General features: G+C 61.8%; 8 protein-coding genes and 1 pseudogene. 3 read left to right on the top strand and 6 right to left on the bottom strand.

Annotated elements, in window-relative coordinates; genetic code table 11:
- A pseudogene (locus VFB05_RS19845) lies at positions 1 to 240 on the top strand (MFS transporter); the annotation flags it as partial.
- A 4-nt stretch (positions 241 to 244) separates the two neighbouring features.
- Here the strand turns inward: VFB05_RS19845 and VFB05_RS19840 are convergent.
- Both VFB05_RS19840 and VFB05_RS19835 read right to left on the bottom strand, forming a co-directional pair.
- Complete coding sequence (locus VFB05_RS19840; RefSeq protein ID WP_414643222.1) at positions 245 to 1804, bottom strand: acyl-CoA carboxylase subunit beta; 1560 nt, start codon at positions 1802 to 1804, stop codon at positions 245 to 247.
- 43 nt (positions 1805 to 1847) lie between these two features.
- Entirely contained in the window at positions 1848 to 2708 is an 861-nt protein-coding gene (locus VFB05_RS19835; RefSeq protein WP_414643221.1) for an IclR family transcriptional regulator, read from the bottom strand.
- Positions 2709 to 2857: 149 nt separating this feature from the next.
- Here VFB05_RS19835 and VFB05_RS19830 point away from each other — a divergent pair, with 149 nt between their 5' ends.
- A complete protein-coding gene (locus VFB05_RS19830; protein ID WP_325015208.1) occupies positions 2858 to 3079 on the top strand; it encodes a biotin/lipoyl-containing protein in 222 nt (73 codons plus the stop codon).
- Between the two features lie 175 nt (positions 3080 to 3254).
- Here the strand turns inward: VFB05_RS19830 and VFB05_RS19825 are convergent, their stop codons facing one another.
- The 4 genes from VFB05_RS19825 to VFB05_RS19810 form a co-directional block, all read right to left on the bottom strand.
- A complete protein-coding gene (locus tag VFB05_RS19825) occupies positions 3255 to 3779 on the bottom strand; it encodes a carboxymuconolactone decarboxylase family protein (protein WP_325015206.1) in 525 nt (174 codons plus the stop codon).
- 558 nt (positions 3780 to 4337) lie between these two features.
- On the bottom strand, positions 4338 to 6422 hold the full coding sequence (locus VFB05_RS19820) for an acetate--CoA ligase family protein (RefSeq protein WP_325015204.1): 2085 nt from the start codon (positions 6420 to 6422) through the stop codon (positions 4338 to 4340).
- 48 nt (positions 6423 to 6470) lie between these two features.
- Complete coding sequence (locus tag VFB05_RS19815) at positions 6471 to 7637, bottom strand: acyl-CoA dehydrogenase family protein (protein WP_325015202.1); 1167 nt, start codon at positions 7635 to 7637, stop codon at positions 6471 to 6473.
- A gap of 4 nt (positions 7638 to 7641) precedes the next feature.
- Entirely contained in the window at positions 7642 to 8835 is a 1194-nt protein-coding gene (locus tag VFB05_RS19810) for a CoA transferase (RefSeq protein WP_325015214.1), read from the bottom strand.
- A gap of 841 nt (positions 8836 to 9676) precedes the next feature.
- On the opposite strand from VFB05_RS19810, the gene VFB05_RS19805 reads away from it, so the two are divergent.
- Positions 9677 to 11788, top strand: coding sequence for a hypothetical protein (locus VFB05_RS19805; RefSeq protein WP_325015212.1), 2112 nt, complete (start codon positions 9677 to 9679; stop codon positions 11786 to 11788).
- Positions 11789 to 11826: the final 38 nt, after the last annotated feature.

The following is an 11826-nucleotide window of genomic DNA, read 5'->3' as shown; positions in this document are numbered from 1 at the left end:
CTGACCACGCAACGTTTCGGCGCCGAGCGGGCCAATCTTGTGTTCGGCTGGATTTTCGCCGGCCACCAGACTGGGGCTGCTTTCGCGGCCTTTGGCGCCGGGCTGTCGCGCACACTGCTCGCAAGCTACCTGCCGGCCTTCTTCTTTGCCGGCGCGCTGTGCGTGATCGCAGCAGTGATCGTGCTGGCGATCTCTCGGCCGGCACCAAAGCCGCTGGTGGCGAAGGCGGCGGCGGCGTGAGGTCTTAAGGCCTCGTCGTCATCTTTGCGGGCGGTCCGACCGCGCGCAAAGGCTCGGCAAGCCGCGCGAATTCGCAGAGCAGCGAGCGCGTCTTGCGCGGATCGATGATCTCCTCGACCCAGAACTTTTCGGCCGTGCGAAACGGCGAGCGCAACTTGTTGAGCCGTTCCTCGATCTCTTCGAGCTTGGCTTGCGGATCCTCGGCGGCATCGATGTCGGCGCGATAGGCCGCCTCGATCCCGCCTTCGAGCGGCAACGAACCCCAATAGGCCGACGGCCAGGCATAACGCATCGAGAACCGGTCGGCCGGCTGATGCACGACGCCGGCGACGCCGAACGAGTTGCGCACGATGACCGTGCACCAGGGGACGGTCGATTGATTGACCGCGGCCATCGCACGCACGCCATGGCGGATGGTGGCGGCCTTCTCGGCCTCGAGCCCGATCATGAAACCGGGGCAGTCCATCAGATAGACCACCGGCAAATGGAATGTCTCGGCGAAATCGACCCAGCGCACGACCTTCTGGCAGGCGTCCGCGGTCCACGATCCGCCGTAGTGGAAGGGGTCACTGGCGAGCACCAGAACGGCCCGGCCCTCCAGCCGCGCGAGACCAACGATGACCGGGCGGCCGAAATTGGCGCCGATCTCGAAGAACGAATCCTTGTCGACGACGGCGTTGATGATGGGACGCATCTTGTAGACCTGCCGGCGATTGCGCGGCACGGCCGACAGCAAGGATTCCTCCGATCGCTCGGGATCGTCTGTGCAAAGGTGCGTCGGCGGCAGCTCGTAGACCGACGACGGCAGATAGGACAGGAAATGCCGCGCATAGGCGAAGGCTTCCGCCTCGGTTTCCACTGCCTGGTCGACGGCGCCGGCGCGGGTCTGGATGTCTGCGCCGCCGAGTTCCTGCTTGCCGAGGTCCTGCCCCAGCCGTTTCACGACTGGCGGGCCCGCGACAAACATCGCCGAAGTCTTCGTCATCACCGAATAGTGGCTGGCGGCAAGCCGTGCCGCGCCAAGACCTGCAACGGAGCCGAGCCCGAGGCCAACCACCGGCACGCGCGCGAGGTTGGCGGTCGTGTAGGCGTACCAGCGCGTGCCGCCGATGCCGCCGGGCAGATTAGCCGCGCCCTTGGTCTCGATGGTTTTTACTGACCCTCCGCCGCCGGAGCCTTCGATCACGCGGATGATCGGCAGGCGAAAATCATGCGCCATCTCCTCGGCCATCAGGGGCTTGGCCGAGATCGAGGCGTCGGCCGAGCCGCCGCGCACGGTGAAGTCATCGCCGACCACGACCACGGTGCGACCATCGACCTTGCCGCGGCCAAACACGCAATTGGCCGGCGTGACGCCCGTCAGTTCGCCCTTCCCGTCATATTCGCCGATGCCGGAGACCGCGCCGATTTCGTGAAAGCTGCCTTGATCAAGCAGGCCGTCGATGCGCTCGCGCACGGTCAGACGGCCCTGGTCGTGCTGACGCTTGACCTTGTCGGCGCCACCCATCTGGCGGGCAAGGGCTTCGCGCCGGGCCAGTTCGTCGAGCTCCGGCTTCCAGTTCATTTTTATTTTTGTCTCCGGCTGGCCGACGAGGCGATCTTGACGCCTAAACGGGGGCGCTTTGCGCGCGCTGGGCAAACAGCGCGCTTTCGCCATCCTCAAGCAGCACCCGAATTGCCACGCTCAACTCCAGGATTTTCGGCGCGACCTCTCTGTGCAGGCGCATCTCGTCGAAAATATTGGAAAGCAGACCGATCGTGACCACGACATAAGTCTGATATTGCGGCGACCAGAGCGGAATAGCCAGCCCGTTGATATGCGGGCTCCATAATCCGCAACTCGTCACATAGCCCCGCTCGCGCAGCGAGTAGCGGTCGGCGCCGAGGTGCGGCCGCAGTAGCTTGGCGCTTTCGGGAATTTCGCGCTCCATATCCGAAAGCAAGGCTTCGGCCGCTTCCGGCGCAAGTGCTGCCGCATAGGCATGGCCGGCGGCCGTGCTCGCGATTGCGATGCGCGTGCCCGCTGTCGAAGAAAGACCGATCGCGTTGGCCGCGCGGCCGACCTCGAGATAGACGAGATGGAAGCGATCCGGAATGACGAAGCCGACCGTGCCCGGCAATTGTTCGGCGACTTCCTGCAAGCGCATCCGGATCAGATGACGGAGTTGCAAGCCGCGCATCATCGAGGTCGACATCGCCACCGCGCTTGGACCGATGCGATATTTCTGATCGCGCGGCAGATAAACCAGCTGACCCATGCGCGTCAGCGTGTGCGTCAGACGCGAGACGGTCGAACGCGGCAATCCGCATCTGGAGGAGATTTCCAGATTGCCAAGCCTTGCTTCATGTCCTTCGAAACAGCGCAGGATATCGAACGCACGCGACACCACCTGAATGACGTCGCCCTCGCCGGCCGATTCATGCGCAAGCGCTCCCTGCTTGCTCAGCCGCTCTGAGCGCCGCCCCATGCCGTCCTCCCACATTCCGCATAGCGGAACTAAATTCCACTTTGTTCGACAAGCTAGCTCAGGCAGTCTGACGCGACAACTGCGAGCGCGCGATAATCAGCGCTTAGAAAAAGCGCGCTCTGTTCGCATAGCGAAACGTGGAACCCATAATGCCAGAGATCCAGATCATCACGGATGTCGCCGGCCGCGTCTGCAACCTCGCCGCGCCGACAGGCGCCCGCGTCGGCGAAGGCGACGATGTCGTTGTCGTCGAAGCGATGAAAATGGAGATACCGGCCGCTTCACCCGCGGCGGGCACGATCAAATCGATCCTGGTCAAGGTCGACGATATGGTTGGCGAAGGTCAGGTCGTCGCGATTCTTCAGACCTGAGCTAGTGGAGTGGATTTGACATTCGCTACCCACCTAGCCACGAGTTCAGAAGGCGAATGTCAAATCCTAAACTCCACTAGAAACCTATATTTGCTAGTGGTCCTTTGATTCCAACATTCGCAAGAGGCGGCCGCCGAGAAGGGATGCGAATGTTGGAATCGGACCACTAGCTTCTTCACACCACCTGTTCGACCGGTTGCAGGTCGATGTCGAACGTCTCGAGGAATTTCGACGTCATGATGTAGAAGCCGACAGCGAGCTGCAACTCGATCAGCGCGGCCGGAGACAGTTTTGCGGCAATCGCCTTGAAGGTCGCATCGCTCGGGCGGCGAAGCCGGATGATCTCGTCGGTAAAGGCGAGCGCCGCGCGCTGCACCTCATTGAAGCAGGTCGCTGCCTCCCAGTTCTCGAGCGCGTCGTTCTGTTCGTCGGTCACGCCGATATTCTTGCCGATGCGCTTGTGCGCCACGATCTCATAAGGCGACTCGCACAATATCCCGGTGCGGGTAATCGCAAGCTCCCTCACCACAGGGTCGAGTTCGCCGCGATGGCGGATGGCACCGCCCAGCCGGCAATACTGTTCGAAATAGCTCGGCGAGTGCGCCATCATGCGAAAGATATTGGCGTTGCGGTTCTTGCCCAGAATTTCCTTGGTGCGTTCGTTTGATTTCGAAGTGTCGCAGTAATCGATGCGGGCCATGGCTCACCTTGGGGATGTTTCGAACCGGAGTTCAACCTTTTTCGGCCTGATGATACCACAATGACGGCGGGACACCGCCAACATGCACCGAAATTCGCGCCCAAAATTCCTTGGCTTCCGCACAAACCCGCTGCAGGCGGGCCAAAAAGCCGCCTCATTGCTCAACGAATTTACCATTGTCGATATTCGCTGAGTGGGGACTCAATCAAAGCGAATACTCGTCGAGGGGTGTTCCGAGTAAATCGAGTCGATCGTCGAGCCTTCGCGGGCAACGATGAATCGCGTCCAAAATCCGGGTTCACCCAGACCCGAGTCTAGGGAGAACTGCATGAAGGACGCCACCAGGAGGGCGACCTCGGAAGTGCTTGCGCAGATGATGGCCGTGACGGCGATGATCGTCATTGCCAGCGTCGTCTTCTACTGGCGGTAAATCACCCACCGCCGGCCGCGCGGGGTTAAGCGAATGCGACGAGGCAATCCGGGGCGGATGGTTCCGCGTAGCCTTGGGGGGTTGCCTCGTTGCGTTCGCGACCACCCCGCCAAATAGCCGTCCACGCGCTACCCCTGAAAGACAACCGCATCGACAACCACGCAGCCCTTGCCGGCGCTATCGAGCAGCACCGGATTGAGATCGAGGCTGACGACCCTCGCCTCGGGATCAAGCATCAAGTCGCCAATCTTCATCACGGCATCGCAGAGAACATCGACATCCATGGGCGGCTCGCCACGCACGCCCGCAAACAGCGGCGCGATCTTAAGCCTCTGAAGCGCAGCCTTCGCCTCTTCCTTCGAAAAAGGCGGCAGCAACAACGTGGTGTCACGAAAGATCTCGACATATTTGCCGCCGTCGCCAACAGCGACCACCGGGCCGAAAACCGGATCGCGGTGCGCGCCGATCATGATTTCGCGGCGGCCACCCGCCATCGCCGCGACGATGACGCCGTCGAATCGCGAGCCATGCTTGCGGATGATGGCTTCCATCTGGGCCCAGACTTCTCCGGCCTCCTCTCGGCTCGCCACGCCGAGCCTGACGAGCCCGAGCTCGGACTTGTGCGCGATATCGGCCGAACAGCCCTTGACCACCACCGGACCGCCGATGCTCTCGAACGCCGCGATTGCCTCCGCCCTCGACCGGCACAGCCGATGGACGACCACGGGGACACCGCGACCCGCGAGCAGCGCAAGGCTATCCGCTTCGTTGAGCATGGTGGTCGATGGTGCGGGCACCCAGGGAGCCTTTTGGGCTGGGGTCCGGCGCGCCGTGATGCGCGCCATCAGCTCCCGGTGCGCCAAAAACTGATGCAGTGCGGTGACCGCTTCGGTCTCGGTCGGAAACACGGACGAGCCTTCGGCCGCGAATTGATCGGCGACGCTCTTTTGCGTCGCAGCGATCACCAGCGGCTTGCCGGTCTGCTTGCCGAACGCAGCCGCGTCGCGCGCAAACGCCTCGACGTCGTAACCGGGACCTGCCACGGGCACGCCGATCAGGAACGCATCGGCCGCCGGATCCTCAGCGAGGACGGGAAGAATGTCACCGAACAGCCGGCTGTTCGACAAGAGCGCCGCTGTCAGATCGATCGGATTGGTGGTCGTTGCAAAGCTCGGCAGAATCCCTTTGAGCTTCCTGTCGGTCTCGGCGGAGAGTTTTGCCATCGGCATGCCGACATTGGTGGCCGCATCCGCGGTCATGACGCAGACCGCGCCGGAATTAGAGATGGCGACCAGCCGCCTGCCCTGCGGTGTCCATCCCTTCAGGTAAAGCTCGGTCGCCTCCACCAGGCCGCGCATGTCGGGCGCGCGCCAGATGCCGTGCTGCTCGAAGAAGGCATCGACCACGCGATCTTCATTGGCAAGCGCTCCGGTATGCGACTGCGCCGCCTGCCGTCCGGCTTCCGAGCGGCCGGACTTCAGCGCAATGATCGGCAGGTCACGCTTCAAGGCGACCTCCGCGAGCTCTTCCAGGTACTTCGTCTCGGGAATGCTCTCGAGATAAAGCAAGAGCAGTTTGACTTCCGGGTCTTCGGCAACTGCAACCGCGAGTTCGCCGACAGTGATGTCGGCGTCGTTGCCGGTCGCGTGCGTGTGGCGCACGCCGATGCCGCGCTGGCGCAGGAATCCGACCGGCACGGTGGAGAGTGCGCCGCTTTGGCTGAGCATCGCGACATGGCCTTCGGCGCGATCCATATCCATGAACATGGTGGAGAAGCTTGCGATCGCGCCGGTGCCGAAATTGGCAAGGCCTTGCGAATTGGGGCCGACGATGCGCATGCCGGCCTTATGGGCGGCCTCGACCATCTGCCGCTCCTTTGCCTTGCCGGCGACCGCATCGACTTCGCCGAAGCCCGAGGCCATCACGACGGCGACCTTGACGCCATGCGCCGCGCAGTCCTCCACCGCGCCGATCGCATTGTCGCCGGCGACCGCGACGATCACCATCTCGGGCGCTTCAGGCAGATCGCCGAGGCTCTTGTAACATGTGTGGCCCTGCACTTCGGGGCGCGACGGATTGATCGGGAAAATCTTGCCCTTGAAGCCGAACTTGTCGAGGTAGTGCACCGGCCTGCCGCCGACCTTGTTAGGATTTTCCGAAGCGCCAATGATGGCGACGGAGCGCGGGTCAAGCGCGGCCTTCAGACGAGTCATGGTATTTCCTTAAACTGCCCAGTGATTTTTCGTGAGGAGATAGCCGCCTCAATAAGATTTCGGCAAGCCCAGCACTTTTTCGGCGATGAAGCTTAAGATGAGCTGCGGGCTGATCGGGGCGATGCGCGGGATCAGCGATTCCCGCAAGTAACGCTCGACGTGAAACTCCTTGGCGTAGCCGAAGCCGCCATGGGTCATGACCGCCTGCTCGCAGGCGCGGAAGCCGGCTTCTCCGGCCAGATATTTCGCTGAATTTGCAGCCGGCCCACACGGCTGGCCTTGATCGTATTGCCAGGCGGCGTTGAGCGTCATCAGCCAGGCGGCCTCAAGCTCCATCCAGTTCTTCGCCAGCGGATGCTGGATCGCCTGGTTCTTGCCGATCGGACGATTGAACACGTTGCGCTCCTTGGCGTAGGCGGACGCGCGCGACAGCGCAACGTGGCCAAGCCCGACCGCTTCGGCCGCGATCAGGATGCGCTCCGGATTCATGCCGTGCAGGATGTATTCAAAACCCCGTCCCTCTTCGCCGAGTCGATCTGCGACCGGGATTTCGAAATCCTCGATGAAGAGTTCGTTGGAATCGACCGCCTTGCGGCCCATCTTCTCGATTTCCCGAGCCGAGATGCGGCGGCGATCGAAGTCGGTATAGAACAGGCTGAGACCGTGGGTTGGGTTTTTCACCTCTTCCAGCGGCGTCGTGCGCGCGAGCAGCAGGATTTTCTCGGCGACCTGCGCCGTCGAAATCCAGACCTTCTGACCGTTGACGATATATTTGTCGCCGGAGCGCACTGCGCGCGTCTTCAATTGCGTGGTGTTCAGCCCGGTGTTCGGTTCCGTCACCGCAAAACAGGATCGCTCCGCGCCCGACACGATCGGCGGCAACATCCGCGTACATTGCTCCTTGGTGCCGAACACGACCACGGGATTGAGCCCGAACACGTTCATGTGCACGGCGGAGGCGCCCGACATGCCGGCGCCAGATTCCGCAATCGTCCGCATCATGATCGCGGCATCCATGATACCCAGCCCGGAGCCGCCATATTCCTCGGGGATGCAGATGCCGAGCCAGCCGGCGTCAGCCAGCGCCCGATGGAAATCGGCCGGGTATCCGCCTTCCTTGTCCTTCTTCAGCCAATAGGCGTCGTCGAAGCGCGCGCAGATTTTTGCAACGGCATCGCGGATCGATTCCTGGTTGGGGCTAAGCGCGAAATCCATGGTGTCAAACTGCCGTGGTAGCGCCGTCGCGCACGAGGTTTGCAATCTCCTCCGTCGAGAAGCCAGCTTCCTTGAGGATTTCGTTGCCGTGCTCGTTGAGTCGCGGCGCAAGCCGCGAAGGCTCGGCTGGCGTCTCCGACCAGCGCGCCGAGGTCTTCATGCTGCGGATTCTTCCCTCGCTGGGATGGTCGACAAGCGGAAAGAAACCGGTCGCGACGAGATGCGGATCCTGCAAGATGCTTTCGAGATCATGCATCGGCATTACGGGCACATCGGCCCTGGTGAGGAGCTCGATCCATTCCGCCGTCGGCCGCGTCTCGAAGATACGCGCGAGTTCGGCATAGACGGTGTCGATATTGGAAGCCCGGCCAGCGAAGGTCGCGAATTTCGGATTTTTCCGCAGGTCGTCGCGGCCGATCGCCTCGAAGAAGCTGGCCCACTGCTTGTCGTTATAGACGATCACGCAGATATAGCCGTCGGCGGTCTTGTAAGGCCTGCGGTCGCGCGACAGATGCCGCGCGTATCCGCCCTTGTCGAGCGGCGGTTCGTAGGTCAGTCCGCCCATGTGGTCGCCCATGACGAAGCCCGCCATGGTCTCGAACATCGGAATATCCAGCCGCTGGCCGCGCCCCGTGCGATCGCGGTGCACAAGGCTCGCGCAGATCGCGCCGACCGCCGTCAGCCCGACGATGCGATCGACCAGTGCGTTCGGAACATAGCGCGGCACGCCGTCGCTGGTCTGTGCCATCAGCGCCGGCAGCGCGGTCGCGCCCTGGATGAGGTCGTCATAGGCTGGCTTGGCGGCGTAAGGACCGTCCTGGCCGAAGCCGAACACGCCGGCATAGATCAGCCGCGGGTTGACCTCTGAGACAACGTCATAGCCGAGTTGCAGCCGCGCCATCGCCTGCGGCCGGACGTTGTAGACCAGCACGTCTGCGCTCTTGATCAGGCGAAGCACCGCGTCGCGGCCGCTCGGCTTCTTCAGATCGAGCGCGATGCTTCGCTTGCTGCGGTTGGTGTTGAGGAATACCGGCCCCATGCCGGGATGCCGGGTGGGGCCGATCAGCCGCGTCACATCGCCGTCAAGACTTTCGACCTTGATGACGTCAGCACCGTAGTCGCCGAGCATCTGGGTGGCATAGGGACCCATCAGCACGGTCGTCATGTCGATGACCTTGACGCCCTCCAGCGGCCCCATGATTTCTCCCAGCGACATATCGATCTTGTTTTGTGACAACCTAGTGGTCCGATTCTAACATTCGCATCCCTTCTCAGCGGGCACCTATGCGAATGTTAGAATCAAAGGACCACTAGCAAATTCAAGATTCTAGTGGAGTTTAGGATTTGACATTCGCTTTCCGAATTTGCGGCTAGGTGCGCAGCGAATGTCAAATCCACACCACTAGTAACGACAGGCTATTCGCAATATCAAGGCCGGTCCGCGTATGGGCGCATGCATTGGCTACCCAAAACCGGATTGAAATTCCTCGATATTTCGGAAAGCGAGGCCGGGTTCCGCGCCCGCCGAGCGTTGGAAACGCGATTCGGTCGCGTTGGCTTCCCGCGCTCGCCTGAAGCCCGCTCTGAGGCGAAAAGCTTTGTCTTCAACGCCTTGTGCGGCCTGGTTTCAGCATCACGCCAGCGTGGTTGCCGAAATCGAAAAGTGGCGAATGGTTGTGGTCATAACGCGTCACTTCGCGGCGCGCGTGCGATACGCGTCGGAACGATGACGCGCCTTCTTTTTCGTCCGAATGAAGAACAGTCGCCAGCCGCTTGAAAGCTTTTCGAATTTTGGCGTGTCTCGAAATTGTAATGCTGAAGTCATTCATAGCAGTGACTTGCAAAAGTCACGGCTGCGTCAATCCACCGAAACACATCGCAACATAATCCTCGCCGTCGGCAAATTTGGTCACCCACCGACAGGGGAGAAAATAATGGAACGATCACGATCTATGCTGGGAAGCATTTCGCTTTCCACATCGCGTCAAGCTTTTCAGGGAAAACATTGGTCAGGTTTGCGGCAAAAGATTTGCGTGTCGATGCTCAGCGCCGCCGCCCTTGTGTTCGTTACCGGTTCCGCGGAAGCCGGCAAACCCGCACCGGTTCAGGCGTCCTGCCATTTCCAGTCGGCAGGCAACAAGATCAAGCGGGTCGTCTTTCTGACGTTCGACAACGTCCATCTGCGCCGCGACAACCCGAACGTGCCGTCCGACCTTGAGCTGATGCCGCATCTGCTCAACTACCTGCAGGACAACGGCACCGTGAGCGGCAACCATTTCACGCCGCTGATCTCGCATACCGCACAGGACATCGTCACGACGCTGACCGGCCTCTACGGCAACCGCTTCGGCTTTACCGTCGCCAACAGCTACGGCTTCTTCAAGCCGGACGGCTCGGTCAGTTTCCAGACCTCGTTCCTGTACTGGACCTCGCCGTCGGCTGACGGCAGCGCGCAAATGATCAACGAAAAGGGCAAGATTGCCCCGGCGCCATGGGTCCCGTTCACCCGCGCCGGCTGTGACGTCGGCGGCTTCTCCACGGCCAACATCGAATTCGAAAACATCAAGACGGACGTTCCGACCGTATTTGGCGCGAACTCGCCGGAAGCAGCTGAAGTCACGGCCAATTCGGCGCTGGCAACCGCCGACTTCGAAGGCATCGCGATCCACTGCGCCAAGAACAGCCCGCTGTGCAACGGAAGTGCCCATGCAAAGCCCGACGTGCTTCCCGACGAGCCGGGCGGCTATAGCGGCTTCAACGCGCTCTACGGCAACAAATATGTCCAACCGGCGATCAATCCGGCCGGCCCGGTCCAGGATCTCGACGGCAATGTGATCGCCGACGGCACTCCTGCCCACAATCCCGGCTTCCCGGGCTTCGATCCGACAGCGTCGCAGTCGCTGGGCTATGTCGCGACCATGCTGGAAGCCGGCGTCCCCGTCGTCTACTTCTATATCTCCGACCTCCACGACAACGAGCTCGGCTCGTCGCTGAGCAGCGCGAACACGTTTGGCCCGGGCGAGGCTGCTTACGTCAAGCAGGCCCAGGTCTATGACCAGGCGTTCGCGAAGTTCTTCGCGCGGCTCGAGGCGGACGGCATCACCAAGGAAAATACGCTGTTTGTCGTCACCGCGGACGAAAACGATCATTTCGTCGGCAGTGCGCCGACGCCTCAGAACTGCGACGGCGTCAACGTGCCCTGCACCTACGCCCACAAGGGCGAGATCGATACGTCCATCGATCGTCTGCTGTTGACTCAACGCCAGAACACGACACCGTTCCTGGTTCACTCCGACGACGCACCGACGTTCTACATCGTCGGCAACCCGGGCCCGACGGATCCGGTGACGCGGACTCTGGAACATGACGTCAATGCGCTGACCGTCCTCAACCCGATCACGGGCAACAACGACAAGCTGTCGAGCTTGCTCGCCGACCGCGCGGAAATGAAGCTCCTGCACATGGTTCCATCGGTGGCGGACCGCGTGCCGACCTTCACCATGTTCGGCAACGACAACTACTTCAACTCGACATCGAGCGCCGCAAACAAAACCAAGGACTGTTCACAGGCTCCGGCCTGCGTTTCCGAGGAAACAGGTTTTGCCTGGAACCACGGCGATTTCCAGAAGCAGATCACACGGACCTGGTTCGGCCTGGCCGGCCCGGGCGTCGCGAAGCAGGGCCGGTTTGACGGTGTGTTCTCCGATCACACCGACCTGCGTCCGACGGTCATGGCCCTTCTCGGGCTGACGGATGATTACGTCCATGACGGCCGCGTGCTGGTCGAGAACCTCGAAGCCCATGCGTTGCCTGACTCGCTGCGGGACAGCCTGTTCGCCTACACGGCGCTGGCCCAGGCCTACAAGCAGATCAACGCGACCAAGGGGCCGCTCGGCGTCAATAGCCTCGTGGCCGCCAACCAGGCTATCACCAGCGACGATGCGACTTACGGCCGCTTCCTCGCCAGGATCAGCCAGATCACCACCGAGCGTGATGCGCTGGCGTCCCGGATGATCACGCTGCTGAACGGCGCGGCGTTCGCAAACCAGCCCGTCCGTTTCGACGGTGCGACGCTCGATCTGATCATCCAGGCTGAGCTTCTGAATGGCAGGGTCGCGGAGATGGCGGGGGAGAATCCCTTCAACCACTAAGGCTTCTCGCCATCTTCCGAGTGCAAACAAGAAGCCCG

Origin of the sequence: Bradyrhizobium sp., assembly GCF_035652035.1 — a bacterium.
GTDB lineage: Bacteria > Pseudomonadota > Alphaproteobacteria > Rhizobiales > Xanthobacteraceae > Bradyrhizobium.
The sequence above is the reverse complement of the archived record's forward strand: the minus strand, read 5'-3'. Positions and strand labels throughout refer to the sequence as shown.